Origin of the sequence: Marinobacterium sp. BA1, assembly GCF_041155135.1 — a bacterium.
Lineage (GTDB): Bacteria > Pseudomonadota > Gammaproteobacteria > Pseudomonadales > Balneatricaceae > Marinobacterium > Marinobacterium iners.
The window spans coordinates 1,112,908-1,139,895 of the sequence record NZ_BAAFHC010000001.1; the positions used below are offsets into that span (position 1 = coordinate 1,112,908).

General features: G+C 54.7%; 30 protein-coding genes. 17 read left to right on the plus strand and 13 right to left on the minus strand.

Features of this window, described 5'->3' with window-relative positions; genetic code table 11:
* Window position 1: 1 nt before the first annotated feature.
* Window positions 2-2,464, minus strand: coding sequence for a DNA translocase FtsK (locus ACAM29_RS05400; RefSeq protein ID WP_369623459.1), 2,463 nt, complete (start codon window positions 2,462-2,464; stop codon window positions 2-4).
* A gap of 175 nt (window positions 2,465-2,639) precedes the next feature.
* Between ACAM29_RS05400 and trxB the strand changes: the two genes are divergently transcribed.
* The 4 genes from trxB to infA all read left to right on the plus strand — a co-directional run bounded on the left by trxB (window position 2,640) and on the right by infA (window position 5,335).
* A complete protein-coding gene (trxB, locus tag ACAM29_RS05405; protein WP_206841553.1) occupies window positions 2,640-3,596 on the plus strand; it encodes a thioredoxin-disulfide reductase in 957 nt (318 codons plus the stop codon).
* Window positions 3,596-4,315, plus strand: coding sequence for a leucyl/phenylalanyl-tRNA--protein transferase (gene aat, locus ACAM29_RS05410; protein ID WP_369623460.1), 720 nt, complete (start codon window positions 3,596-3,598; stop codon window positions 4,313-4,315). Before trxB ends, aat begins: the two co-directional genes overlap by 1 nt.
* A complete protein-coding gene (locus tag ACAM29_RS05415) occupies window positions 4,296-5,036 on the plus strand; it encodes an arginyltransferase (protein WP_242530167.1) in 741 nt (246 codons plus the stop codon). The genes aat and ACAM29_RS05415 overlap by 20 nt, the downstream gene beginning before the upstream one ends.
* An 80-nt stretch (window positions 5,037-5,116) precedes the next feature.
* Entirely contained in the window at window positions 5,117-5,335 is a 219-nt protein-coding gene (gene infA, locus ACAM29_RS05420; RefSeq protein WP_091824146.1) for a translation initiation factor IF-1, read from the plus strand.
* A gap of 33 nt (window positions 5,336-5,368) precedes the next feature.
* Here the strand turns inward: infA and clpA are convergent, their stop codons facing one another.
* Window positions 5,369-7,627 carry an ATP-dependent Clp protease ATP-binding subunit ClpA gene (clpA, locus tag ACAM29_RS05425; protein ID WP_354407390.1) on the minus strand — a complete coding sequence of 753 codons (2,259 nt, stop codon included), beginning with the start codon at window positions 7,625-7,627 and terminating at the stop codon, window positions 5,369-5,371.
* Window positions 7,628-7,642: 15 nt separating this feature from the next.
* Window positions 7,643-7,978, minus strand: a complete 336-nt coding sequence (gene clpS, locus ACAM29_RS05430; protein ID WP_139253891.1) for an ATP-dependent Clp protease adapter ClpS — start codon at window positions 7,976-7,978, stop codon at window positions 7,643-7,645.
* 295 nt (window positions 7,979-8,273) lie between these two features.
* Here clpS and cspD point away from each other — a divergent pair, with 295 nt between their 5' ends.
* The 11 genes from cspD (at window position 8,274) to ACAM29_RS05485 (ending at window position 18,179) form a co-directional block, all read left to right on the plus strand.
* Window positions 8,274-8,480 (plus strand): cold shock domain-containing protein CspD, encoded by a 207-nt coding sequence (gene cspD / locus ACAM29_RS05435; protein ID WP_091824154.1) that lies wholly within the window; start codon window positions 8,274-8,276, stop codon window positions 8,478-8,480.
* A 15-nt stretch (window positions 8,481-8,495) separates the two neighbouring features.
* A complete protein-coding gene (locus tag ACAM29_RS05440; protein ID WP_354407394.1) occupies window positions 8,496-9,122 on the plus strand; it encodes a pseudouridine synthase in 627 nt (208 codons plus the stop codon).
* A gap of 71 nt (window positions 9,123-9,193) precedes the next feature.
* Window positions 9,194-9,640: an NUDIX hydrolase gene (locus ACAM29_RS05445; protein WP_369623461.1), complete on the plus strand. Its 447-nt coding sequence runs from the start codon at window positions 9,194-9,196 to the stop codon at window positions 9,638-9,640.
* A 3-nt stretch (window positions 9,641-9,643) separates the two neighbouring features.
* Window positions 9,644-10,771, plus strand: coding sequence for a tRNA 2-thiouridine(34) synthase MnmA (gene mnmA, locus ACAM29_RS05450; RefSeq protein WP_369623462.1), 1,128 nt, complete (start codon window positions 9,644-9,646; stop codon window positions 10,769-10,771).
* The gene (hflD, locus tag ACAM29_RS05455; RefSeq protein ID WP_369623463.1) at window positions 10,771-11,442 is read left to right on the plus strand and encodes a high frequency lysogenization protein HflD; all 672 of its coding nucleotides are present in this window, start codon (window positions 10,771-10,773) and stop codon (window positions 11,440-11,442) included. Before mnmA ends, hflD begins: the two co-directional genes overlap by 1 nt.
* 88 nt (window positions 11,443-11,530) lie before the next feature.
* On the plus strand, window positions 11,531-12,895 hold the full coding sequence (gene purB, locus ACAM29_RS05460) for an adenylosuccinate lyase (RefSeq protein ID WP_369623464.1): 1,365 nt from the start codon (window positions 11,531-11,533) through the stop codon (window positions 12,893-12,895).
* A 68-nt stretch (window positions 12,896-12,963) separates the two neighbouring features.
* On the plus strand, window positions 12,964-13,797 hold the full coding sequence (locus ACAM29_RS05465; RefSeq protein WP_369623465.1) for an alpha/beta fold hydrolase: 834 nt from the start codon (window positions 12,964-12,966) through the stop codon (window positions 13,795-13,797).
* 79 nt (window positions 13,798-13,876) lie between these two features.
* A complete protein-coding gene (locus ACAM29_RS05470) occupies window positions 13,877-14,599 on the plus strand; it encodes an RNA methyltransferase (protein ID WP_369623466.1) in 723 nt (240 codons plus the stop codon).
* A gap of 70 nt (window positions 14,600-14,669) precedes the next feature.
* Entirely contained in the window at window positions 14,670-14,933 is a 264-nt protein-coding gene (locus tag ACAM29_RS05475) for a hypothetical protein (RefSeq protein ID WP_091824175.1), read from the plus strand.
* Window positions 14,923-16,071 (plus strand): cupin domain-containing protein, encoded by a 1,149-nt coding sequence (locus tag ACAM29_RS05480; RefSeq protein WP_091824178.1) that lies wholly within the window; start codon window positions 14,923-14,925, stop codon window positions 16,069-16,071. The genes ACAM29_RS05475 and ACAM29_RS05480 overlap by 11 nt, the downstream gene beginning before the upstream one ends.
* A gap of 512 nt (window positions 16,072-16,583) precedes the next feature.
* Complete coding sequence (locus ACAM29_RS05485) at window positions 16,584-18,179, plus strand: isocitrate lyase (protein ID WP_369623467.1); 1,596 nt, start codon at window positions 16,584-16,586, stop codon at window positions 18,177-18,179.
* Between the two features lie 302 nt (window positions 18,180-18,481).
* Here ACAM29_RS05485 and ACAM29_RS05490 read toward each other — a convergent pair whose 3' ends face one another.
* The 6 genes from ACAM29_RS05490 to ACAM29_RS05515 form a co-directional block, all read right to left on the minus strand.
* Entirely contained in the window at window positions 18,482-18,853 is a 372-nt protein-coding gene (locus tag ACAM29_RS05490) for a hypothetical protein (RefSeq protein ID WP_369623468.1), read from the minus strand.
* 119 nt (window positions 18,854-18,972) lie between these two features.
* Window positions 18,973-19,395 (minus strand): GFA family protein, encoded by a 423-nt coding sequence (locus tag ACAM29_RS05495; RefSeq protein ID WP_309546606.1) that lies wholly within the window; start codon window positions 19,393-19,395, stop codon window positions 18,973-18,975.
* A 66-nt stretch (window positions 19,396-19,461) separates the two neighbouring features.
* Entirely contained in the window at window positions 19,462-19,671 is a 210-nt protein-coding gene (locus ACAM29_RS05500) for a hypothetical protein (protein ID WP_091824194.1), read from the minus strand.
* Window positions 19,672-19,725: 54 nt separating this feature from the next.
* Window positions 19,726-20,121 carry a DUF4440 domain-containing protein gene (locus ACAM29_RS05505; RefSeq protein WP_369623469.1) on the minus strand — a complete coding sequence of 132 codons (396 nt, stop codon included), beginning with the start codon at window positions 20,119-20,121 and terminating at the stop codon, window positions 19,726-19,728.
* A gap of 47 nt (window positions 20,122-20,168) precedes the next feature.
* Window positions 20,169-20,594, minus strand: coding sequence for an N-acetyltransferase (locus tag ACAM29_RS05510; protein ID WP_369623470.1), 426 nt, complete (start codon window positions 20,592-20,594; stop codon window positions 20,169-20,171).
* Window positions 20,595-20,669: 75 nt separating this feature from the next.
* A complete protein-coding gene (locus ACAM29_RS05515; RefSeq protein WP_369623471.1) occupies window positions 20,670-21,269 on the minus strand; it encodes a hypothetical protein in 600 nt (199 codons plus the stop codon).
* Window positions 21,270-21,434: 165 nt separating this feature from the next.
* On the opposite strand from ACAM29_RS05515, the gene ACAM29_RS05520 reads away from it, so the two are divergent.
* Entirely contained in the window at window positions 21,435-22,268 is an 834-nt protein-coding gene (locus ACAM29_RS05520) for an enoyl-CoA hydratase-related protein (protein ID WP_369623472.1), read from the plus strand.
* A 3-nt stretch (window positions 22,269-22,271) separates the two neighbouring features.
* Here the strand turns inward: ACAM29_RS05520 and rssA are convergent, their stop codons facing one another.
* Genes rssA through ylqF form a run of 4 tightly spaced genes read right to left on the minus strand, consistent with a single transcriptional unit; the run spans window position 22,272 to window position 25,615 of the window.
* Window positions 22,272-23,171 carry a patatin-like phospholipase RssA gene (rssA, locus tag ACAM29_RS05525; RefSeq protein WP_369623473.1) on the minus strand — a complete coding sequence of 300 codons (900 nt, stop codon included), beginning with the start codon at window positions 23,169-23,171 and terminating at the stop codon, window positions 22,272-22,274.
* A 30-nt stretch (window positions 23,172-23,201) separates the two neighbouring features.
* A complete protein-coding gene (locus tag ACAM29_RS05530) occupies window positions 23,202-24,380 on the minus strand; it encodes an NAD(P)/FAD-dependent oxidoreductase (RefSeq protein WP_354407436.1) in 1,179 nt (392 codons plus the stop codon).
* A gap of 3 nt (window positions 24,381-24,383) precedes the next feature.
* The gene (locus ACAM29_RS05535) at window positions 24,384-24,701 is read right to left on the minus strand and encodes a hypothetical protein (protein ID WP_091824219.1); all 318 of its coding nucleotides are present in this window, start codon (window positions 24,699-24,701) and stop codon (window positions 24,384-24,386) included.
* A complete protein-coding gene (ylqF, locus tag ACAM29_RS05540; protein WP_206841505.1) occupies window positions 24,701-25,615 on the minus strand; it encodes a ribosome biogenesis GTPase YlqF in 915 nt (304 codons plus the stop codon). Before ylqF ends, ACAM29_RS05535 begins: the two co-directional genes overlap by 1 nt.
* 130 nt (window positions 25,616-25,745) lie before the next feature.
* On the opposite strand from ylqF, the gene ACAM29_RS05545 reads away from it, so the two are divergent.
* Window positions 25,746-26,972, plus strand: coding sequence for an EAL and HDOD domain-containing protein (locus ACAM29_RS05545; protein WP_206841502.1), 1,227 nt, complete (start codon window positions 25,746-25,748; stop codon window positions 26,970-26,972).
* Window positions 26,973-26,988: the final 16 nt, after the last annotated feature.

Consider the following 26,988-nt stretch of genomic DNA (forward strand, 5'->3'; position numbering starts at 1 on the left):
CTCAGTTCCTCGGTGGTGGCGGTGCCAGCACTTCGCGCTGACCATTACTGCCCGCCTCGGAAACAACCCCTGCTGCTTCCATGGTTTCGATCATGCGTGCAGCACGGTTGTAACCGATTTTGAGCTTGCGCTGTACGCTGGAGATGGACGCCTTGCGGGACTCGGTCACGAACGCTACCGCCTCGTCGTAAAGTGGGTCCTGTTCGTCATCAAACAGATCACCACCGCTGCCGCCATCTCCTGCTGACCCATCTGACAGATTCACGTCAATGTAGTTCGGCTCTCCCAACAGCTTCCACTGCTCAACCACTCGATGGACCTCGTCATCGCTGACGAAGGCGCCATGTACACGGTTCGGAATGCTGGTGCCGGCCGGCACGTAAAGCATGTCCCCATAACCCAGCAGACTCTCGGCACCGCCCTGATCAAGGATGGTGCGCGAGTCGATCTTCGATGACACCTGGAAGGCGATACGGGTCGGAATATTGGCCTTGATCAGACCAGTGATCACATCCACGGAGGGGCGTTGCGTGGCAAGAATCAAATGTATGCCGGCCGCCCTCGCCTTTTGTGCAATACGGGCAATCAACTCTTCGACTTTTTTGCCCACCATCATCATCATGTCGGCAAATTCATCAATCACCACCACAATATAGGGCAGCGTTTCCAGCGTTGGGGCTGGCTCATCATCGGGCAGGCCGTATTCCTGCGGATTCCATAGCGGGTCCGGGATCGGCTTCCCTGCTTCCTGCGCTTGAATGACCTTGTCGTTGAAACCGGCAATATTGCGCACACCCATTTTGGCCATCAGGCGGTAGCGTCGCTCCATCTCGGCGACACACCAGCGCAAACCACCGGCGGCCTCTTTCATATCGGTAATGACGGGAGTCAGCAAATGTGGGACGCCCTCGTAGACCGACAACTCCAGCATTTTGGGGTCAACCAGAATCAGCCGCACTTCCTCCGGCGTTGCCTTCAGCAACAGACTCAGCAGCATGGCGTTGACGCCCACTGATTTGCCCGAACCTGTCGTACCGGCCACCAGCAGGTGTGGCATCTTGGCAAGGTTGGCTACCACCGGATTGCCTGCAATATCGTTGCCCAGTGCCAGCGTCAGGCGTGAGGAGGCTTCCAGATAAGGCCTGGCGTTCAAAACCTCGCTCAGGTGCACGGTTTGACGGACCTCGTTTGGAATTTCCACCCCAACAACGGATTTGCCCGGAATGACCTCAACCACTCGCACACTCATGACGGCCATGGATCGGGCAAGGTCACGCGACAGGTTACTGATTTTGCTGGCCTTCACTCCGGGGGCTGGCTGAAGCTCAAAGCGTGTGATGACCGGGCCCGGATTGACTTCAACCACTTCAACGACTACGCCAAAGTCTTTCAGCTTACTTTCCAGCAGGCGTGACATCTGCTCCAGCTCATCTTCGCTGTAGCCCTGCTGCTGCTGCAGCTCTGGCGGGTCAAGCAGATCAAGAGATGGCAGTCTGGGTAACTGTTTGCGTTTGACCGGGGTCGGCTCGCTGTCAGGCTCATCCGCCATCGGCTGGTGAGTTTCAGACAGCGGCACAATTTTGAGGCTGCGTTTTGCCGCTTCTGCAACCGCTCCAGCGGCTGCACTTGTTTTGGCCATGGCCGCTTTCGCAGTAGTCGTAGACTCTTCTGAAGACGGAATGACAGTATTTTCCGCAATGGATGGTTCCATGCGTGGTTCAATGCGTTCATGCATGGCTGGGGCTGGGCTGACCGGTCGTGAAACACGAGGTGCCACGTCAGGTGAATCAGCTGCTCTCGCAAACGCGTTATTTGCAATGGCGGGTTCGTCTGCAGTCGTAAGGGGCAGCCGTCCGCGCAACTGGTCAACCATCCGCAGAAGAGCGCCACCAAGCAGTTCGAGCAGCTCCTGCCACGAGAACTCCAGAAACAAGGTCAGGCCCAGCAGCATCAGAGTCCAGAACAGAATTGAGCTTCCGGTAACGCTGAACCAGCTGACAGCCCAGTCAGAAGTGGCCTCGCCCAGCAAGCCGCCCACCGTAAACGGGTAATGCAGGCTGTCGTTGGAAAGATGGATGGATGACAGTGTGCACAGGGCTAGCAGGAAGATAGTGGCCCCCAGGCTGCGCAGCATCAGGAATGGCAAGGTTTCCATAATACCCACGCGGACCTGGCGCAGATAGCGCCAGGCTGGCCACAACACCAGCAGCGGTAACAGATAGGCGCCTACGCCAAAAGCGGAAATCATGCCATCAGCCATCCAGGCGCCTGCAGTTCCGGTAAAATTCTTCACCTCTGGCTGGTAAGCCAGATGCGACCATCCCGGGTCGCGCGGGTCATATCCAATCAGTGCCAGCAATAAAAACAGACAGGCTCCAGCCAGCAGGATCAGCCCACCCTCGCGGGCAATACTGGCCAGCTGGGTTGTCAGAGAAGGCACTGTGGGGGGTCGCTTTTCACTCAATCCGGTTTTCCTTACACTCAACAGATCTCGATGCAGCGGCAAAAATACCATATATCGGCCACGGACACCGAATATTGCCATGCTCACCCGTGCTGTCATAGACAATCCGCCATCGCGGGTTTAGAGTCGGCTGCAATCAGTAACAGGAACCATTCAATCCGGATACCCAACACCCATGAGTGAAGTACAACACCATCGTCTGATTATCCTGGGCTCTGGCCCTGCCGGTTACACCGCTGCCGTCTATGCTGCACGCGCCAACCTGAACCCGGTCGTAATTACCGGCATGCAGGCTGGCGGGCAGCTGACCACTACCACCGAAGTCGACAATTGGCCCGGAGATGTGGATGGTGTGCAGGGCCCTGAGTTAATGCAGCGGATGCAGGCCCATGCCGAACGCTTCAATACTCAGGTGATTTTCGATCACATTAATGAAACACAGCTACAGAGCCGTCCTTTCCGCCTCAAGGGTGATATGGGCGAGTACAGCTGTGATGCCCTCATCATCGCAACAGGGGCATCGGCACAGTACCTGGGCCTGCCGTCCGAAGAGGCCTTTATGGGCAAAGGTGTCAGCGCTTGTGCCACCTGTGACGGCTTTTTCTATCGTGGCCAGAAGGTGGCCGTGATCGGTGGTGGCAACACCGCTGTTGAAGAAGCACTCTACCTGTCCAATATTGCAGCAGAAGTCACCCTGATTCACCGTCGTGACAGCCTGCGCTCCGAGAAAATCCTGCAGGACAAAATTCTGGAACGGGCTGAAAACGGCAACATCAATATCCTTTGGAACCACCAACTGGACGAAGTGCTGGGTGATCAGAGTGGGGTCACCGGTATTCGCGTCCGCAGTACAGCCGATGCCTCCACGCATGAGCTTGATCTGCAGGGCGTGTTTGTCGCCATTGGACACAAGCCCAATACAGAGCTGTTTACAGGACAGCTGGAGATGAATGACGGCTATCTGAAAATTCGCTCAGGCCTTGAAGGCAAGGCAACCCAAACCAGCATTGAAGGTGTGTTTGCGGCAGGTGATGTGTGTGACCACATCTACCGTCAGGCGATTACATCAGCCGGTTTTGGTTGCATGGCAGCACTGGATGCCGAAAAATATCTGGATGATCTCGACGCCTGATGATTCCGTGGCTGGCTGATGACAGCCTGCTCTTTCCTCCGCTCGATAAGGCCTTGGCAGAGCCCAACGGCCTGTTGGCGGCTGGCGGAGATCTGAGCAAGGCAAGGCTTTTGAGTGCCTATCGCAGCGGGATCTTTCCCTGGTATAACCCCGGGGAGCCTATCCTGTGGTGGAGCCCTGACCCGCGTTGCATTGTGTTGCCGGACAAACTGCACGTATCGCGCAGCCTGCGCAAACGCCTGCGCCGCACTGACTACCGGGTGACTTTTGATCAGGCCTTTGAGCACGTGGTCAGAGCGTGTGCAGGGCCGCGTCGAGGACAGCAGGGCACTTGGATCAGCCATGAGATTTTCTCGGCTTACGTGAATCTCCACCACCAGGGCATCGCACATTCGGTTGAAGTCTGGATGGGTGATGAACTGGTCGGCGGGCTTTATGGCCTGGCCATTGGGTCGGTTTTTTTCGGCGAATCAATGTTCTCGTACCAGCGTGACGCCTCAAAAATAGGCTTCACCTGGTGCGTGACACAGCTCAAACAATGGGGATATCAGCTCATTGATTGCCAAGTATATAACGACCATTTGGCGAGCTTAGGTGCGATAGAAATCACACGACATGACTTTGCTGCAAGTCTGGATCAGCTGTGTGAACAGTCGCTTGATCATACCTGGCAATTTTCCATTACCCGCGAGGCAGTTTGTGAAAATTCGTGTAGCTGATCTGTGTGCGCTGCGGTTCTATGCAACGCCAGAACATGATTGCAGCTACCTGCCTGACCGACAGGCGCGCACCCTTTTTGTAGACCCGCGTGCCGATATTGATCGTAACCTGTACAGCCAGCTGTCAGAACTCGGCTTCCGGCGCAGTGGTGGACATATCTATCGACCGCATTGCGAGCAGTGTCAGGCCTGTATTTCCGTTCGCGTACCTGTTGCTGAATTCAACCCCTCCAAAACACAGCGGCGTATCGAGAATCGTAACGCCGACCTGATTGTTCGTGCTGTTCCCTGCCAGCTTACACACGAGTACTACGCGCTTTATGAGCGTTATATCAATCAGCGCCATGCTGATGGCGACATGTACCCCCCCTCCCCGGATCAGTTTTTCAATTTTCTTGTTGAAGGTACGGTGGATTCCTGTTTTTACGAATTCCGCAACCCAGAAGGTACGCTCCTGGCAGTGGCGGTATCCGACATGCTGGAACAGGGGATGTCGGCTCTCTACACTTTCTATGATCCTGATATGGAGTGGCGCAGTCTCGGTGTGTACGCCGTTATCTGGCAGATTCGACAAACCGCAAGGAGCGGCAAGGAGTGGCTTTATCTTGGCTATTGGGTGGAAGATTGCCGCAAAATGAACTACAAGATTCGCTACCGGCCGCTGGAGATGCTTATCAACAGCGAGTGGCGTCGATTGAGCCCTGAGGCAAGCACCGATTAGCTTTTGAAATTGGGCGTCTTTTAGGGCACAATACTGCGCTTTCCACACTCAGGCTAACCAGCCTCAAAGGTAGGTAGTGAATGGCTAAAGAAGATTCATTTGAAATGGAAGGTACCGTTATCGATACCCTTCCCAATACCATGTTCCGCGTTGAGCTCGAAAATGGCCACGTTGTGACTGCCCATATCTCCGGCAAAATGCGCAAGAACTACATCCGTATTCTGACTGGCGACAAGGTCAAGGTCGAACTGACTCCCTACGACCTGAGCAAAGGCCGTATCGTTTACCGCGCCCGCTGATATCACGAGCGCGGCTGCGGTGGATGGCAGCCCTCAGGCTGCCACCGCTGCGACCTCCAGACAGATCTCTCCATCTTCGCCGATACCAATATCCACTTCTCCGCCGGATTCTGCCAGTTCTCCAAACAGAATCATCTCGGCCAGCGGCTTCTTCAGCTTTTCCTGAATCAGACGCTGCATCGGGCGGGCACCCATCTTCTCGTCATAACCGTTCTCAGCCAGCCACTGGCGTGCAGCCTCATCCACATGCAACACTACATGTTTGTCGTCCAATTGAGCCTGAAGCTCAGTCAGGAACTTGTCGACCACACCCTTGACGATTTCCAGAGTCAGAGGCTTGAACTGAATCACGGTATCCAGGCGGTTGCGGAACTCCGGTGTAAACAGTCGTTTCAGAGCCTCCATTGCATCCGTGCTGTGGTCCTGCTGAGTGAAGCCGATTGACGGCCGGCTGTGTGCTTCGGCACCTGCGTTGGTCGTCATCACCAGAATGACGTTGCGGAAGTCTGCCTTACGACCGTTATTGTCGGTCAAAGTGCCGTTATCCATCACTTGAAGCAGCAGGTTGAACACCTCAGGGTGCGCCTTCTCGATCTCATCCAGCAGCAGTACGCAATGCGGTGACTTGGTGATCGCTTCTGTCAGCAGCCCTCCCTGATCGAAGCCCACATAGCCCGGAGGCGCACCGATCAGGCGTGAGACGGTGTGCCGTTCCATATACTCTGACATGTCAAAGCGCACTAGCTCGATACCCAAAATGCGCGCCAACTGCTGGGTAACCTCAGTCTTGCCGACACCGGTTGGGCCGGCAAACAGGAAGCTGCCCACCGGCTTGTTTGGCTCCTTGAGGCCTGCACGAGACAGTTTGATGGCCGAAGCCAAAGAGCTGATCGCTTCATCCTGCCCCAGTACCACCATCTTGAGATTGCTTTCCAGCTTACGCAACTGATCCTTATCGGATGTGGACACGCTTTTCGGCGGGATACGTGCGATCTTGGCGACCACCGACTCGACTTCAGCCACGTCGATGACCTTTTTGCGCTGTTCAACGGGCATGAGCCGCTGATAGGCCCCCGCTTCATCGATTACATCAATGGCCTTGTCCGGCATATGCTTGTCATTGATGTAGCGATCCGCCAGCTCAGACGCTGCGCGCAGTGCCGCATCGGTGTACTCCAGGTCGTGATGCTCCTCGAAGCGAGACCGCAGGCCGCGCAGAATGTGGTAGGTATCATCCACGTTCGGCTCAAGCACATCAATTTTCTGGAACCGGCGCGCGAGCGCACGGTCTTTCTCAAAGATGCCACGGAATTCCTGAAAAGTGGTCGACCCGATGCATCGGATCTCACCGGAACTGAGCAGCGGCTTGAGCAGGTTGGAAGCGTCCATGGAGCCGCCGGAAGCGGCACCTGCCCCGATAATGGTATGGATTTCATCAATAAACAGGATAGAACGCGGCTGTTGTTTGATCTCGTTCAGCAAAGACTTCAGCCTTTTTTCGAAATCACCGCGGTACTTGGTGCCCGCCAGCAACGCACCCAGATCAAGGGCATAGACAATGCTGTCGGAGATAATATCCGGCACCTTGTCTTCAATGATCAGTTTTGCCAGTCCCTCGGCAATCGCTGTTTTGCCGACACCAGCTTCCCCCACCAACAGAGGGTTGTTCTTGCGACGACGTGACAGAATCTGTACCACCCGTTCGACTTCGGAGTCACGCCCCACCAGAGGATCGATCCGACCCAGTGCAGCCTGCTGATTCAGATTGACGGCATACTGAGACAGGGCGCTTTTGCTGCTTTCACCACTCTCTTCACCATCAGCACCCAGCCCGGGTTCGTCAGACTCCTGTTCGTTGATGCGGGATATACCGTGCGAGATGTAGTTGACCACATCCATGCGTTCAATGCCCTGCTGCTGCAGAACAAACACAGCGTGACTTTCCTGCTCGCTGTAGATGGCCACCAACACATTGGCGCCATTGACCTCAGACTTGCCGGAGGACTGCACATGGAAAACTGCACGCTGCAATACGCGCTGAAAGCCAAGTGTCGGCTGGGTTTCCATGTTGGGAATGTTATCTGGCAGCAGTGGTGTGGTTTCATCGATAAACACCGACAACTGCTGGCGCAAACGGCTCAAATCGGCGCCGCAGGCATTGAGCACCGCAACCGCCTGACGGTTGTCGAGCAACGCCAACAGCAAGTGTTCAACCGTCATGAATTCATGTCGCTTATCCCGGGCTGACCGGAATGCAACGCTCAGGGTGTCTTCAAGCTCTCGATTCAGCATGGCATTCGCCTCCCGTCAGACCGATTCCACTTCACACAGCAGAGGGTGCTTGTTCTCTCTGGCATATTGATTCACTTGTGTGGCTTTAGTTTCAGCCACATCGCGGGTATACACTCCGCATACGCCTTTACCCTGAGTATGGACCGCCAACATCACTTGTGTAGCCTTCTCTTGGTCCATATTGAAAAAAATCATTAATACCTCGATGACAAAATCCATCGGTGTGTAGTCATCGTTCATCAGCACCACCCTGTACATGGGAGGGCGCTTGAGTTGCGGTTTGGTTTCCGCTGTTGCCAGACCACCATCATCATCGTGGTGTTCTTCATCAGCATTATGGTTTGAACTCATGAGCCTGAACTCGCGTTCGTTCACAAACAACGTCGATACCTTCGATATTAGTCTAAAACAACCGGGAAAAAACCCGGCAATGTCTAGTGTCATTAACTGCAAATGCTATACTCGCGCTTACAAGGAGAGGTTAAAGGCAGCCGACGGATAAGTCCATGGTGCTGCCCTTGCCTGTAGTCCCTGGCGTAGAAATGCATACACATAAGGAGTTCCTGCAACGCCGCATCCCTGTTTTGATCGGTATTGCAGGTAATGACCAAGGAGCTGTGCTCCGAATGTCACGGGGGAGTATTTTATGCAAACAGGGACAGTCAAGTGGTTCAACAACGCCAAAGGCTACGGTTTTATTCTGTCCGAGGCCTGCGAAGAAGAGTTGTTCGCGCACTTTTCTGCCATCGCGATGGATGGCTACAAAAGTCTCAAGGCGGGCCAGGCGGTCCAGTTCGAAATACAGCAGGGCCCAAAGGGGCTGCACGCTGTGAATATTCAACCTGCGGAGTAGCCAACCGGTCGCTGCATGTCGAGAATCCTTCTGTTCAACAAGCCTTTTCGTGTACTGACCCAGTTCACGGACTCTGAAGGACGCTCGACACTGGCGGATTTCATCAAGGTTCCTGGTGTCTACGCAGCCGGTCGCCTTGATTTTGACTCCGAAGGACTGCTGATTCTAACGGATGATGGTCGGTTGCAGCAGCAACTGGCCAACCCTGCATTCAAGCTGCCCAAAACCTATTGTGTTCAGGTTGACGGCGAAATAAGTGAAGCGGCACTTAATCGGCTGCGCCAGGGCGTTCAACTCAAGGATGGCCCGACTCGCCCGGCACGGGCTCGTCGAATCAACCCGCCCCGCTGGCTTTGGCCACGCAACCCACCTGTCAGGTTTCGCAAGGAACAGCCTACCAGCTGGATCGAACTGATCATTACCGAAGGTCGCAACCGACAGGTCCGCCGCATGACTGCAGAGGTCGGCTTCCCGACCCTGCGCCTGATCCGTTGGTCGATCGGTAATTGGACACTGGAGTCGCTGGCGCCAGGGCAGTGGCGCGAGGAGCAGGTGAACCTGCCCGCGCCACCTGCACGACCCGCTGCCGCACGGCGCAACAGTCGTCGTCCGTCTGCAAAACGCCCGCGCAGCCGAGCCTGAATCCTCACCGGACAAATACGCTGCCAAACTGCTATTATTGCGCCCGAATCCAAACCTTGTCGGGAGTTTCAATGCGCTGGACACCCCACGCAACCGTTGCCTGCATCGTTGAACAGGAAGGCCGTTTTCTGCTCGTCGAAGAGATGGCAGGTGGTAAAGTCGTTATCAATCAGCCCGCGGGCCATCTGGAGCCCGGCGAGTCCTTTGTTGCAGCCGCTCGGCGCGAAACCCTTGAAGAAACCGGTTGGCAGGTCGAGCCCGAGGCTCTGCTGGGCATGTATACTTACTTCGCCCCGTCCAATGGTGTGACCTATCACCGTTTCTGTTTTATCGCGCGCGCCGTTGCCGAGCTGCCTGACGCCAGTCTTGATGAAGGCATTATCCGCCCGCTCTGGCTGACACGAGACGAAATGGAGCAACACCGCGCCCAATTGCGCAGTGAACTGGTGACCCGCTGCATTGATGATTATCTTGCAGGCACCCGTTACCCTCTGGACTTTATTCAGGAAACTGTCTGAACCATGAATTCTGCTAACGCCCAGACCAAAGTGATCGTCGGCATGTCCGGCGGTGTTGACTCTTCCGTATCGGCTCTGCTGTTGCTGCAGCAGGGCTATCAGGTCGAAGGCCTGTTCATGAAAAACTGGGAAGAGGATGACGGAACCGAATACTGCACGGCCAAGGAAGATATGGCCGATGCCCAGGCCGTGTGTGACAAACTGGGCATCCCGCTGCACAGCGCCAACTTTGCGGCCGAGTACTGGGACAATGTATTCGAACACTTTCTGGAAGAATACAAGGCCGGGCGCACACCCAACCCGGATATTCTTTGCAACCGCGAGATCAAGTTCAAGGCATTTCTTGAGTATGCTCAGCTGCTGGGCGCTGATCTGATTGCGACCGGCCATTACGTGCGCCGTGGTGAGCGTGACGGCCATACCGTACTGCTCAAGGGACTGGACCCGAACAAGGACCAGAGTTATTTTCTGCATCAGGTCGGCGAAGATGAGCTTAAACTGACACTTTTCCCGGTTGGCGAGCTGGAAAAGCCCGAAGTACGTCGACTGGCGGAAGAACATGGGCTGATAACCCATGACAAGAAAGACAGTACCGGTATCTGCTTTATCGGCGAGCGTCGCTTCAGCGACTTCCTGAAACAGTATCTGCCGGCACAGGCTGGCAAAATCGAAACACCTGACGGTGACGTGATCGGTGAGCACCAGGGACTGATGTATTACACCATCGGTCAGCGTCAGGGGCTCGGCATAGGGGGGCTGAAAGATTATCCTGAAGAGCCCTGGTTTGCGGCGGCGAAAGATCTGGATCGAAACGTGTTGATCGCGGTTCAGGGACAACATCCCCTGCTCTATTCCAACTGGCTGCATGCAGGTGATATTTTCTGGATCAGCGGCGAAGCACCCGAGCTGCCGCTGCGCTGCAAGGCTAAGGTGCGTTACCGTCAGGCGGATCAGGACTGCACCGTGGAAGCCGCTGCCGAAGGCGGTTACAGAGTGGTGTTTGACCAGCCGCAGCGTGCCGTAACCCCGGGCCAGTCTGTTGTACTCTATATTGATGACCTTTGTCTTGGTGGTGGTGTCATCGAAACCACTTCGCGCCATTCGATAGCCGGCTCGGCTAAGGAGCACTGATGTCGCGTCAACATGATGAACAAACCATCGCGCTGGCCGGAATGTTTCAGGCCGCCAGCCTGGTGGACCAGATCGCCCGTCGCGGCATGGTGCCGCAGAACAACCTTGAAACCAGCATCGCCAGCCTGTTCGTGACCGATCCGCGCCAGACGGAAGATGTCTATGGCGGTGTCAGCAACATCCCCTACTCGCTCAACCTTGGCCTGCGTCACCTGCAGGACATGGTGGACAAGAACGAGAGCGCCCAGAACAAGCAGATTGTGCAATATGTGCTGGGCATGATCATGTTGGAGCGTCAGCTCGACAAACACCCTGACGTGATGCAAAAGATCGGCGAAGGTATCGATGAGGTGGCACGCAAGGCGCGCTATTTCAGTGAGCAGGATGACAACGCCGAACTCGACCCTTCAGCCTATACCCACAGCAACGTGATCGCGGCGCTGGATGGCCTGTATCAGACCACCGTGAGCACCTTCAGCTTCCGTATCCAGGTTAGCGGTGATCCAAGGCATCTGCAGAACACCGAAAACGCCGCACGTATTCGCGCTCTGTTGCTGGCCGGTATCCGTTCTGCACTGCTCTGGCGGCAGGTCGGTGGCAAGCGCTGGCATATGCTGTTCTTCCGTTCGCGCCTCAAGCCTTCGTTGAGACGCATCCTTAAGTCATCCTGATCCAGAGCCGCACTGGCGTACCCAGCTGCGGCCATTTCCCGTATAATTCGCGCTTTATCGACGCAAGCCAAGAGTGAGACTGTGTAACATGGAGCTTTCTGCCCTTACCGCCGTATCCCCGGTTGATGGCCGCTACGGCAGCAAAACTGCCGACCTGCGTGCTGTATTCAGTGAATTCGGTCTGATCCGTTTCCGCGTCCAGGTCGAGATCCGCTGGCTGCAGCAGCTGGCCGCCCACCCGCAGATTGTGGAGGTTCCGGCGCTGAGTGAAGCCGCCAACGCGCAGCTGAACCGCATCGTGGACGAGTTCGGTATCGAGCATGCCGAGCGCATCAAGGAAATTGAACGTACTACCAACCACGATGTAAAGGCGGTCGAGTACTTTATCAAGGAGCAGATCGCCGACAACGCCGAGCTGGCCGCGATCAGTGAGTTTGTTCACTTCGCCTGCACCTCGGAAGACATCAACAACCTGTCGCACGCACTGATGCTGCGCCATGGAGTTGAAGTCACCCGCAACCAGATGCAGCAGGTAACCGATGCCATCGCGGCACTGGGGCGCGAACATGCTGACCAACCGATGCTGTGCCGCACCCACGGCCAGACCGCTTCGCCGAGCACCATGGGCAAGGAGATGGCCAACGTTGCGTACCGCCTGCAGCGTCAGTTGAAGCAGATCGACAATATCGAATATCTTGGCAAGATCAACGGTGCCGTAGGTAACTACAATGCTCACCTGTCCGCCTATGCCGATATCGACTGGGAAGCCAACGCCAAATCTTTCGTCGAGAGCCTGGGGCTGAGCTGGAACCCGTACACCACTCAGATCGAGCCGCATGACTACATCGCCGAGCTGTTTGATGCCGTGTGCCGTTTCAACACCATCCTGATCGATTTTGACCGTGATGTGTGGGGCTACATCTCGCTTGGTTTCTTCAAGCAAAAGACAGTGGCCGGTGAAGTAGGCTCTTCCACCATGCCGCACAAGGTTAACCCGATCGACTTCGAAAACTCCGAAGGCAACTTGGGTATCGCCAATGCGATCATGCAGCACCTGGCTAGCAAACTGCCGATCTCCCGCTGGCAGCGTGACCTGACTGACTCCACCGTACTGCGCAACCTGGGTGTCGGTTTTGGCCACAGCCTGATCGCCTACCAGGCCAGCCTCAAGGGGATCAGCAAGCTGGAAATCAACGCTGCTCGCCTGGCTGAAGACCTCGACAACGCTTGGGAAGTGCTGGCCGAGCCGATTCAAACCGTGATGCGCCGCTACGGCATTGAAAAGCCCTACGAGAAACTGAAGGACCTGACTCGTGGCAAGACCATGAACCAGGCTACCATTCAGGATTTCATCGACACGCTGGAGATGCCCCAGAGTGCCAAGGATGAACTCAAGGCGCTGACACCATCACTCTACACCGGCAACGCCGCGGCTCAGGCCAAGCGCATCTAAGTTGTTTCACGGGGCCTTTTGGCCCCGTTTTTGATTCCATCACAGTCCAGTCTTTTACAGGTGCAGGTATGGAAACACTGCTCGCTACCGATAATCACCCCATCCGATATGTCAGCCTGGGCAAGGGCCAGCCAATTGTGTTTCTGCATGGCTGGACCTCCGGCGCTCGCGAATGGCTCCCTTTCGCCTCCGAGCTGGCCGAATCCCACCAGGTGTTTTGCTGGGATGCCCGTGGACACGGCACCCATGAACCTCCACCGTGCGATCAGATGGCGATCAGCCAGATGGCGGCCGATCTTGACCGTCTGCTAACCGAATATGATCTGCGCGATGTGGTACTGGTGGGCCACTCCATGGGTGCTCTTATCAGCTGGGAGTACATTCGCAGCTATGGACTTGGACGCCTCGGTGGTCTGTGCATAGTAGACCAGTCCCCCAAACTGGTTACCGATATCGACTGGCCCCTGGGCATCTACGGCGACTTTGATTACGACCGCAACCAGCGCTTCCTGCAACGGCTGGAGCAGGACTTCGCGGAAGGAGTGCTGGAATTGGCGGCACACGGCCTTAATCGACGCAGCCGCGAGAACTATGAAGCCAACTCGCGTGGGTTTCAGCAGATGCGTGATTATCTTCGCGGACTGAACGCACCGGCACTGACTCGGTGCTGGGATTCACTGACACAGCAGGATTACCGCGACCTGCTGCCACAGATCGACCTGCCGACTCTGCTGATCTACGGTGACAGCAGTCAGTTCTACGGCTCGGAGGTGTCGCAATGGGTTGAGGCCCAGCTGCCCTTCCCCGAGCTACATATTTACCCCAAGGCGGATCACTCGCCACACCTCTGGCATAAAGAGCGCTTTGTGCACGACCTTGAACACTGGTGTCGACGACTGTGAGTCTGATACGTCCTCTGTTACTTTGTCTCACCCGTCTTGCCCCCTATAATGCGGCTCAATTCTGTTTGTGAGGCACCGCATGCTCGACAATATTCGCATCATCATGGTCAACACCTTTCACCCCGGCAACATCGGCGCTGCGGCCCGTGCTTTGAAAAATATGGGCCTGAGCCAGCTCTGGCTAGTTGACCCCATCGAGTTTCCGCATGCAGAGGCCGAATCACGTGCAGCCGGTGCCAAGGATCTGCTCGACAATGCCGTGGTCGTTCAGAGCGTCGAAGAGGCCATTGCCGATTGCCAGCTGGTTATTGGTACCAGTGCACGCCAGCGCAGCTTCGATCAGCCTCTGATGGACGCCGAAGCAGCCGCAGCCATGATGGTGGATGAGGCCCGCAGTGGCCAGATCGCCATTCTGTTTGGCCGCGAAACCATGGGGCTGACCAATGAGGAGATGCTGCTGTGCAACCGCCATCTTTACATTGATGCCAATGAAGACTATCCGGTACTCAACATCGCCCAGGCGATACAGCTGGTCACCTACGAGCTGCGCCGAGCCGCCCGTGGTGCAAAAGCCGTAGCCGAGCCTGCACCCTATCCACGCCAGGGTGAGATCACCCTGTTTTATGAACATCTTGAAAAGGTGCTGCGTCGCACCGGCTTCATCATCCCCCAGCATGAGGGGCGAGTGATGGACAAACTGCGCCGTTACTTCAATCGCACCCGCCCCGAAAAGGCCGAGTTGGGCATGTTGCGCGGCATTCTGACTTCGGTTGAAGAGGTGCTGGAGCGCGAGAAGCACTGAACCAAAGTTGACTTCGTTGCCAATGCACCACTCTGTCAGACTGAGGTCTGCAATCAACAAGGAGAGATCAATGAGCCATTCACACAGCCTGCTTGAGCTGGCCGCCCAGGCCGAAGCCCTGCGCAACGGCCTGCAACAGACCGCTCGCGACTACGAACAGTTCGAGTTTAACGTTGACGGTGTGCACAGCTGCATGGCGCGTATTCAGAAGTGTATTCGTATGGTCGGTAACGACCGTCAGGCCGCACTGGCCAACCGCGACAAGCGCAAGGTGATGGCTGAGCTTGAAGATGCGGTCACTGAAATGGCGGAGCTGCTTAATCTTGATCACTGAACTGAATTGGGGCGAGCTAAGCCCTGAAATCTTTCTGCGTGACTACTGGCAGAAAAAGCCCCTTTTGATTCGTAACGCCTTCCCCGGCTTCCAACCGGCAATCGATGCAGATGAGTTGGCCGGCCTGGCATGTGAAGATGATATCGAGTCACGCCTGATCATCAATGATCCAGCCAGCGGGCACTGGGCACTTGAGCACGGCCCTTTTGCACCCGAACGCTTTGCTGAGCTGGGTGACGCCCCCTGGACTCTGCTGGTACAGGCCGTGGATCACTGGGTGCCGGATGTTGCCCCGCTGCTGGAGGCTTTCAACTTCATTCCTCAGTGGCGCCGCGATGATCTGATGATCAGTTACGCCAGTGATGGCGGTGGTGTGGGACCGCATTATGACAACTATGATGTGTTCCTGCTGCAGGCAGAGGGCGTGCGCCGCTGGGAAGTGGGTGGCCTGTTTGGTGAAGACTCCCCTCGACGTGAAGATACTCCGGTCATGATCTTGCCTGAATGGCATGCCGAGCAGAGCTGGGAACTGAACCCGGGGGATATGCTCTACTTGCCGCCCCGTGTGGGTCACAACGGGGTGGGTGTGGGTGATGGCTGCATGACCTGGTCGATCGGGTTTCGCGCCCCTTCCCATGCAGAGATCTTGCGTGGCCTGACCGACACGCTATGCGACTCACTCAGTACCGACTTGCGTTACACCGATGCTGACCTGGCATTGACTGCCAAACCCGGTGAAATTGATGCAGCCGCAATTGCCCGCCTAAGCTCAATCCTGCAGCAATACCTTGGCGACCCTGACCGACTTGCACACTGGTTTGGTACCTTCATGACTGAGCCAAAGTACCCGGAGCTGGCCGGAAGTGATGAAACCCTGACAGCAGCCGAGTTGGCTGAAGCACTTGAGGAGGGTGCGGAACTGGTGCGTGCAGAAGGGGCACGACTGGCTTGGCATCAGAACAGCGATTCCAGCCTGACCTTGTTTGCGGATGGGCAGCCTTTTCCTGTTTTCGCAGTTGCAGCAAAAAACCTAGCGCAGCAATTGTGTCTTCATCACAGGTTTAGACCTTTGTTTGATGACGAGACAGCACCGCTGCTGCTGGCATTACTCAACCAAGGTAGCCTGTATCTCGAATAAGCGGCATCAAACTCTCATTTCAACTCTAAAGGCCATTCTTTCACGAGTGGCCTTTTTTATTTCGGATCGACTTTGGTCGTAAGGAAATCCACCATAAGTCACTGATATAGCGAATTTTTACTGTAAATGTAGTGAGAATTTTTTAGATTTTTTAGATATAAGCCAGATAACCAAAATAACTTAAAACCCGTGTAAAACACGTTTTTATTGACTAATACCAAAGTGGCTAATCCTTAAGTTTTAGGCACTCAAACCACGGTAATTACTGGGGTTTTAGAGTTTCAGACTCGTTTTCCTATTGTAGTTAAATTACAGCCGAAAAAAGGTTTCGAATGTAGTGAGACTACATTTTTGTTGCTGTGCACAAAATCATTTTGACACCCTCACAGCATGCGCCCATTATTCGCTTCAACAAGGCACTGCCACTCCAGCGGAATGACAGCGCCGCAAGATCTGGAACGGGGTTACCCGATCCAACATTACCTAAACACAAACACTGTGAAGGAATGACCATGTCAGCTTACAAAAACGAGATCGATGCCATCGCTACCGTCCGCGCTGCCGCCGGCAACACCTGGGAAGCGATCAACCCTGAATACGCGGCTCGCATGCGCATTCAGAACCGTTTCAAGACCGGTCTGGATATCGCACGCTACACTGCCAAGATCATGCGTCAGGATATGGCCGAGTACGATGCCGACAGCTCTCAGTACACTCAATCTCTGGGTTGCTGGCATGGTTTCATCGGTCAGCAGAAGCTGATCGCCATCAAGAAGCACTTCGGTAACACCAACAAGCGCTACCTGTACCTGTCCGGCTGGATGATTGCCGCGCTGCGTTCCGAATTTGGTCCGCTGCCCGACCAGTCCATGCACGAGAAAACCTCTGTACCGGCGCTGATCGAAGAGCTCTACACCTTCCTGCGCCAGGCTGATGCCCGTGAAATGGGCGGACTGTTCCGCCAGCTGGACGACGCTCGCGAAGCCGGTGATGCAGCGAAAGAAGCTGACATCCAGGCTCAGATCGACAACTTCCAGACCCACGTTGTGCCGATCATCGCCGACATTGACGCCGGTTTCGGTAACGAAGAAGCCACTTACCTGCTGGCCAAGAAAATGATCGAAGCCGGTGCCTGTGCGATCCAGATCGAAAACCAGGTATCTGACGAGAAGCAGTGTGGTCACCAGGATGGCAAGGTAACCGTTCCGCACGCCGACTTCCTGGCCAAGATCCGCGCCGTACGCTACGCATTCCTGGAGCTGGGTGTTGAAGACGGTGTCATCGTTGCCCGTACCGACTCTCTGGGTGCCGGCCTGACCAAGCAGATCGCCGTAACCAACGAACCGGGCGACCTGGGCGACAAGTACAACAGCTTCCTGGATGGTGATTACATCGACAGCGCAGCTGACATCGACAACGGTGACGTGGTTGTTAAGGCTAACGGCAAGCTGCTGAAGCCGAAGCGCCTGGCCTCTGGCCTGTTCCAGTTCAAGAAAGGCTCCGGTGAAGACCGCGTGGTTCTGGACTGCATCACCTCGCTGCAGAACGGTGCCGACCTGCTGTGGATCGAGACCGAGAAGCCGCACGTAGGCCAGATCGCTGCGATGGTTAACCGCATCCGTGAAGAAGTACCCAATGCCAAGCTGGTGTACAACAACAGCCCGTCCTTCAACTGGACGCTGAACTTCCGCCAGCAGGTGTTCGATGCGATGGCTGAAGCCGGTCAGGATGTATCCCTGTACGACCGTGCAAACCTGATGAGCGTTGAATACGACGAAACCGAACTGGCCGCCGTTGCTGACGAGAAGATCCGCACCTTCCAGGCTGATGCAGCCCGCGAAGCAGGCATCTTCCACCACCTGATCACTCTGCCGACTTACCACACTGCGGCCCTGTCTACCGACAACCTGGCCAAAGAGTACTTCGGTGACGCTGGCATGCTGGGCTACGTGGCTGGCGTACAGCGCAAGGAGATCCGTCAGGGTATCGCCTGCGTTAAGCACCAGAACATGGCAGGCTCCGACATGGGCGACGATCACAAAGAGTACTTCTCTGGTGACGCTGCACTGAAAGCCTCTGGTAAAGACAACACCATGAACCAGTTCTGATCTGGTCTCATAGCCCCTTGCAGATCAAGGGGCTATGAATAAAGAATATTTCGTGTTCCTATTGTGTCCCGAAATATCACAGAACCGCGCCATTCTTCCCCGAGATGGCGCGGTTTTTTTGCCTCTCCTCTCTTGGAGATGAGCAACCGCTTTGGACACAAACTCCCGACCAACCTGAATCACAACCGAAAAGTGTTCATCGGTCATGCCATTCAGAATCCACTCAGAAGCATATCCGTTTGCTGCGAGCCCACCTGTGAGGTGTTTGTAACCAACGGCCAAGCCGTTCTGCGGTTCTGTGCTTATTTCATTGGTTGAATTTGGAAATCGGCAGCGCCCAATCCAGCTTCGGTGAAGGTGATGAGGAACCGGTTTGCAGCGCCCTTTGGATCAGCAATCCACATTTCTCTCCATGCACGAGAGCCTTGTACCCCAACAGGTTGCTGAACTACGAACTTGAAAATTTTGGCGCCCGGTTTAACTCTCAAACCTTCGGGCAACTGCTCTAAGGCTGCAGTGGTATCGGAAACCAACTGTGCATTGGCAAGAGTGCCTTCACTGGCTACTCCGGGTTTGATCTGTGAAACAGGCTTCAACTGATCGTTTGATTGGCATGCTGTAAGCGCAAGCATGACGGTGGCAAGAAAGACTCCTTTCTTCATAAACTTTTCCATCGGTTAATTCATTTCCTTAGTGTTAGTGAAGGTTTTTACATATTACGCCCGCATAAAGGGCGCCCGATTAGGGCATCCAGTGGACGGTCGCCAGGCCGGGAACGGACTTGATTGATTTGTTAAATGTCGTCGCGCCATTCCCTATGCTTGCACGCCCTATTGTACTCAAGCCATGGCACGTCGTGCGACACCCAAATATGGGCCTCTGGCTTCAAACCGGGATCATCGTCCAGAGTGGCTACCCGAACAATTACGTGAGGCTGCCCAAGCCTCTCAGCAACCAAATGAGATCCACAGCGTTTGCAGAAATGGCGCAATTTGCCAGGAGATGATTCGAACGTAGAAATAGAGTCTATGCCACTGAGCCAACGGAAATTCTCGCGCTTTACTCCCGCGGTGGAGGCAAACGGGGCCGCATGGGCTTTACGACAGGTCTGACAATGGCAATGCACGATCGGCATATCCAGAGAGTCGATTTCGTAACGTATCTCGCCACACAAACAGCTTCCCTTCAACCCCATAGGGGATCTCCTTCTGTACATTTAACACCTTGCAGCAAGCGCGCCCACGGAATGGAGCCGTAGTGGGTGTCGCCGTGCCTGCACTGGTTATGCAGTGTTGGCACGGGCTAGTAACTCCAATGCCTGTTCAAAAATCTTCTCTACATGCTCTCTGTTCTCAATATTTTCTGGAAGTGCTGCCCGGTCGCCTTCAACACCCGCGATCATTTCCTGGAGCATGCCAGGACGCTCAGCATCAAGACGCTGAAGCAGTCCCGTCAATAGATACAGAGCCGCATCGGCTTTAACGCTTTCCATATATTAACCTCAGTTCCCAGTTCCATAATGCTGCATAGCGTCGCCGTGCCTGTTCTAAAAGCGCATGTGCAAACTAATAATTTCATGGCCGTATGAATTGTCAATAGAACATAGCCAGGCGCCACTAGGTGATTTATTGAATACGTATGTAGCCTTGCGTTCGGCAGCCGGAAAGCCTGGACCCGATACTACAGTGTTTGCTAGCACCAAAGCTGTATCTCCCGACTCTAGTATCTCCATACCGTTTTGCTCAACTTGCAATCCGTTTTTGAAATATACAGCTATAGCTTCAAAAGCTTTACGGATTTCACTTTTTCCTACTGCATTCCGGCCCGGCTCTATAACTAATACTGCGTTATCAGTATAGATATCCATGAGGACATCGAAATCCTCAGCAACGATAGCTTTGTCTGCCCTTTCGATTTGAAGCTGTACTGGATGTTGATTCATTTTCTTATTTCTCCTTTATGCATGATGCAAAACACAGCGGCGCGAGTTTACGAGTGATATTCCATGATGAGCTCAGGGTGCCCAGTGTGCTCATCGATCTGCTCTCCAAGTAAATTGAATCCGTGCTTCTCATAAAATTTGATGCTCGGAATATTATCTTTATAAACAGTGAGCTGAATCTTCTCTCGCCTATTCTTCGCATCATAAATCAGAGCAGAACCCAATCCTTTACCTTGCAGGCCTGGTCTCACAAAGATCGCAGCTAGATTGTTCTCATACAGGCTATAGAAACCAACCACCTTTCCCTCTTTTTCATATACAAGCGTCTCCGATGCAGGAATGTATACATCACGCATCATGCCAATCATCGACTTCCAAAACTCAGGTTCGATAAAGCTGTGGGCTTTAACCGATGCAGATAGCCAGATTCCCAAGATTTGATCAATATCGGCTGCCCGATAGTCGCGAATCATTTATTTGTTTCCTAGCTCTCGTAACACTTAGCGCACCGACGCACGTTAGTCCGTCCGAGTGACCGATTTGTTAACTTATTTCCGGGCAGCGGATTTCAGATCCACAGTATCAGAAAAAGTTGATCGATAACTTCCAGCCTTTTCTGCGTCCAATCCAACGAGGATGGTCGCGCTGCTGTCCCAGCATGCGATTTCAAAGCTGGCCCCGTCCAGTTGAGGCCCGGGCTCAGAGCCATCCCAGTAATGCGGGTTACCATCAACGTATGGCGCTTTTCCTACGTCTACCCTTACTCCCTTGGGAAAGGCGCTGAATACGGCCCATATGAACTGTATATCTTCGTTGGCGATCAGGGACTCAAGCTCACTGCCAGGGTGCCAGCCCTCGGGAAACTGAAAGCCATTTGTCTCGATATCGCTCACATACCAATCGTAATCAGAGCAACTAATACCCAACGCTGCTATGACCTCTCGCATATTTGTAAAAAAGCGTACTTGGTCAGTCTGTTCCAAAATCAGGTTCATAGTGGCTTTACGAGTCAATATTTTGATACTGCGCATGCGCATTTGTGCGAAGTGTTGTGCGCAGTATCCCGCAGCACAGTATCCATAATCACCAGATACTGAACTATTTTCAAAACTCATTCCAGTAGCAAATGAGCACAGAACTACCGCCATGGGACTGAGCTGTCAATCCATCTCCTTCCCGATCTGATACTGGGCAGACTTTGGTCTGCCCTTTTTTGTTTCATAAACATGACTCCCAACCCGGATATGTTCTGTTATTCTTGTGTCCTACCGTCACAATTTACAGCCAACAAGGATAATGACAGGGAGTGCTTCATGACTAACGCCATGCCCACGCTACAGGATGCCCGGCTGGAGCTGGAGGATCGGGTTGCCGTACTCACGCTTGCACGCGATGACCTGCGCAACGCCCTGACCGGTACGGCCCTGATCGATGACATTGTCACTACCGTTGAATGGGCCAATCGCGCCCCTACAGTTTCTGTACTGGTAATTACCGGTGATGGCAGCGCGTTCTGTGCTGGTGGCAATATCAAGGAGATGCAGTACCGTGATGGTGACCACCGCCAGGGTCCCTTCGGCGGTGATGCACTGGAACTGGAACGCAAGTACCGTCAGGGTATCCAGCGTATTCCCTTGGCGCTCCATCGCGCCGAGATTCCCGTCATCGCGGCTGTTAATGGCCCAGCGATTGGTGCCGGCTGTGACCTTGCCTGCATGTGCGATATTCGGATCGGTTCCGAACGCGCCACTTTCGGTGAGACGTTCGTTAATCTTGGCATTATCCCCGGTGATGGTGGTGCCTGGTTTTTGCAGCGCTTGATCGGTTATCAGCGAGCGGCAGAAATCACTCTGACCGGACGCCTGGTTCACGCAGAGGAAGCGGTCGAGATTGGACTTATGCTGGAACAGGTGCCTCAGGATCAGCTGATGACGAGGGTCATGACGCTGGCTCGCCAGATGGCTGCCAAGCCGCCACAGGCATTGCGCATGAGCAAGCGCCTGATGAAACAGGCACAGCGGCACGAACTGCCGGACTTTCTGGAATTTTGTGCTGCCTGGCAGGGGATGCTGCACAACACCGATGATCATCAGGAAGCGGTGATGGCATTTGTTGAAAAACGTGAAGGCCTCTACAGAGGTCGATAAGATCTAGCGCTGCAGCAGGCGGTGAATGGTTGGCAGCATCTCTTCCACCGCCCGCTCCCCTTCCCTGATCGCTTCTTCTGCTCGGTAAAACTCCAGCAACCCAATATCGGCCAGCGGTGGCGACAGCAGGATATCGGGTGGATCCCCCGCCATGCGGCTACGTGTAATACGGTCCTGTATGATATTGATCGAGCCGGCAATGGCATCAAACATGCTCGGTGAATGATCCTCAGGCTCATCAGCTCCGGTCAGCCGGGTTGTGTATTCGTCGACCAGCTCAGTTAACCGACCCATCACGCCATTGCGCGGCTTTTGTGTTTCGACCGGTTTAGGTTTATGCAGGTGGCGCCCGATGATATCGCCATTCAGATTGACCGCAATCACCACCTCAGCACCCATCGCTCGGCACAGAGATACCGGCACCGGGTTCACCAGGCCGCCGTCTACCAGCCAGTGGTGATCATGACGAATGGCTGGAAACAGGCCCGGTAACGAGATTGAGGCCCAAACGGCCTGTAACAGTGAGCCCTCGGTAAACCATACCTCACGCCCTGTCTCCAGCTCGGTGGCCACCGCGCCATAGGCGCACTGAAGTGATTGAATATGGGTATCGTCATCAGAAATGTAGGTGTTCAGAAAGTGGTGGAAGCGTTCAGTATTGACAAAACCTTGACGAGAAAGATTCAGTTCGAAAAATCGAGCGGTCTCGAATCGGCTCAGTGAACGCACCCACTGTTCGAGGCGGTCGAGACTGCCACTTGCACAGGAAGCGCCAACCAGTGCACCAATTGAGGTGCCGCAAATGATTTCGGGCTTAATCCCTTCCCGGGCCAGTGCACTGATTACACCGATATGAGACCAGCCGCGTGCGGAACCACTCCCCAGTGCCAGGCCAATTTTCATGCGTGGATCTCCCTGTCATTTCGACTTCAGTTAGACATGCTGACCCGCACAGTAACCTGAAGCCCAGGCCCATTGGAAGTTGTGTCCCCCCAGATGCCCGGTCACATCCAGACACTCACCGATGAAATACAGCCCCGGGGCCTTGTTGGCCGCGAATGTTTTTTGAGACACCTCAGCCGTATCAATGCCTCCAAGAGTGACCTCCGCGGTACGATAGCCCTCGGTACCTGAGGGTTTGACCTGCCATCGGTTGAAACGCTCGGCAATCTCGGCAATGCGCGCATTGCGGCACTGGCCAATCTCGTCGTGTATTTGCCAGAGATCGCACAACGTCTGTGCCAGGCGCTTGGTCATATGCTGTGCCATGAGGGTACGTACCTCGGCCTTTGGGCGCTCGTCACGTTGCTGCCTGAGCCAGTGTTCAAGGTCAGTGCCCGGCACAAGATCGATTTCAACTGCATCGCCGCCACGCCAATAGGATGATATCTGCAGAATGGCTGGACCGCTCAGGCCGCGGTGGGTAAACAGCAGGTTCTCATTGAATGAAACGCCGTTACAACTGACTCTGACCGGCTGAGATACCCCTGCCAGTGGCTTCAGGTGCTCCAGCAGATCAGGCTGGAGTGTAAAGGGTACCAGTGCCGCCTGACGCGGTGTGACGTTGAGTCCGAATTGCTCGGCGATCTGGTAGGCAAATCCGGTGGCACCACCGTTGGGAATCGACAGACCACCGGTGGCAACCACCACCGATTCGGCAACAAATTGTCCGCGGGATGTGCGCAACGCATAGCCACTGGTGGTGGGCTTGACTTCAAACACCTGGGTTTCGGTCATAATCTCAACCCCTGCCCATTCACACTCGGTCAGCAGCAGCTGAAGAATTTCCTTGCTGGATTCGTTACAGAACAGCTGACCGGGTGTTTTCTCGTGGTATTCGATGCCATGGCGGTCAACCAGCTCAACAAAATCAGCAGCCCCAAAACGACTCAGCGCCGATTTACAGAAATGCGGATTGTCACTCAGGAAGTTGGCTGCCGTATTGTGTAAATGGGTAAAGTTGCAGCGCCCACCACCTGACATGAGAATCTTGCGACCGATCTTTTTGGTGTGTTCAAGCAGCAGTACCCGACGGCCGCGGTAGGCCGCAATAGCCGCACACATGAGACCAGAGGCACCGCCGCCGATTATAATGACATCCCGCTCAGACACGCCTTAATCGTCCTGTTCAGCATCGGGCTGAACGGCTTTGTCCTGGGGCTTGTCTTTGGCAGCATTGAGCTTGCGAATCTTGGCCGCCAGCGGCCCTCCATGACGGGTTCCCTTGCGCCCGGCGGCCTTGTCACGTTCCAGCGCGTTCTGACTGCCCTGCGCCTTCTCATACACGGACTTCTGTTTCTTGCGCTGTTCAAGTGCGCGCTTGCGCCGCGCTTCCTTGCTGGTCGGATCCGCAAGGCGCTCCTGTTTCTTAGGCTTGCGCTCCAGTACGGTCATGAAGGCGCCGATCTTGCGTTGTTTTTTTCCGCGACTCATCAGTTACTCTCCCCGGCTTCAGCGGCTGCCAGTGCAGCGGCTTCGGCGGCGGCCTGTTCGGCCTCAATTCGTTTACGTTCCCACTCTTCGACGGTTTCGAAGGTTATGGGGCCCAGCTTGCCTGCACGCAGCTCAGTGAGCAGGATTTCAGACGCCTTGTGGCGGTCGACAACACCACCTGGACGAAGGCAGCCTCGCTTGCGACCGATCTCATCCAATAGTGCTTCGCGCCCTTCTGGCAGGGTTTTGAGTTTATAACGCTCCACCAGTCGCTGCGGATAATCCTGCAGCATGAAGCCTGCGGCATAGGCCGCCACCAGTTCATGTTCTATGGCGGTATCCTTGATCGCACCGCTGGCGGCAAGGCGGTAACCGGAGTCTTCATCCTCGATTTTCGGCCACAGAATGCCCGGTGTATCCGACAACGCCATGCCGTTGTGCACACTGTAACGCTTCTGAGCCTTCGTGACGGCCGGCTCGTTGCCGACTTTGGCAATCTTGCGCCCAAGCAGTGCATTAATCAGAGTCGACTTGCCCACATTCGGGATGCCCATGATCATTGCACGTACGGGACGATCCTGACGGGTGCGTGCCGGCACCATCTGCTTGCACAGTTCCGGAATTCGCTTGATCAAAGCCTTCTGCTGCATATCCAGTGCAACTGCCGTGATCGCTTCGCGCGCATTGAAGTGGTCGAGCCACTCCTGAGTCCGCACGGGATCGGCAAGGTCCTGCTTGTTCAGCAGTTTCAGGACTGGCTTGTTGCGCCTCAGCTGATCAACCAGCGGGTTTTCACTCGACATGGGCAGGCGGGCGTCCAGGACCTCGATCACCACATCGATCTCATCCATTACCTGCGCAATTTCCTTGCGCGCCTTGTGCATGTGTCCGGGAAACCAGTTGATACGTGACATTAACAATCCAGTGCTTGCAAATCAGGGGGCAGCATTATACCTGCAGGCCGTACTCAACCATACCTGCAGGTGCTTGCAACATGATAAAATTATACACTTCCAGCCTGAAAACGCCGATTCGGGGACATGAATGGACAGTAATACTGAACGGGGACAGCCTCTGCTGGCCCGACAGCCGATCTTCGATCACCAGCAGCGTGTTATCGCCTATGATCTGTTGTACAAGGAAGACGAACACCTGAACGCGATGTTGCAGACGGACCCTGAAGCTGAATCCAGCTCAGAGGTGATTCTGCACGCCTATACCAGTATTTCGGATCAGGGCGAAGTAAAGCGCGTGCCCGCATTTATCCAGATTGCACCACGCATGATTCTGGAAGGCACCATGCCGACACTGCCGGCCAAGCAGGTCGTGATCTGTATTCGCCTGACTGAGCCGGGCAACATGGATCTGCTGCGCGCTCTGCATAAAATGTCGAAAGATGGCTACCGTATTGCGCTCACCGACTTCCGCTTCAGTCCCGAATACGATACTGCCCTTAAAATTGCCAAAATCATCAAAATTGATGTTGGCCAGTTGGATAGCGAGGAGATTCGCCGTCAGGCAGAACTGCTTGCGCCTTACAAGTCTACTCTGCTGGCAACCAACATCACCAGCTTCGACACGCTTGAACACTGCATCGAGAGCGGGTACAAGCTGTTCCAGGGCAGTTTTCTGAGCAAGCCCAAGGTTGTGAAGGGCCGCAAGGTCAATGCCAATCAGATAGCCTTGATGCAGCTGATGCAGGAGCTGCAGAAGCCCAATGCTACACCGGAAAAGCTTGAAGACTTGATCATCCGTGACCCTATACTCACCTATAAGCTGCTGCGCATCGTCAACTCTGCCGCCTACTCACTTGTGCGCCAGGTTGAGTCGATCGCGGAGGCTGTTGTGTTGCTTGGAATGGAGCAGATCAGAAAGTGGGCCACCCTGATTGCGATGACGGCGAACCGAGATAAGCCGGAGGAGCTTACCCGCATCTTGCTTACCCGTGGCCACATGTGTGAAATGATCGCGCAGAGTGAACATCAACCCAACCCGTCCGGTTTCTTTATGGTTGGCATGATGTCGGGCCTTCATGCGATGCTGGATATTGATCAGGAAACACTGCTTGAGCAGCTGCCCCTGGGCGAGGATATCAAAGCGGCATTGGCTAGAGGTGAAGGCAAGATGGGACAGCTACTAAGGCAAGTGATCGCATATGAATCCGGTGACTGGGATCAGTTGCCCAGCGATTTTGATATCTCGCTGTATGAAGCAACCTATCGTCACAGCTTGAAGTGGACCAAAGAGTCGATGCAGGCGATGTACGAATAAACCCATAAAAGAAAGC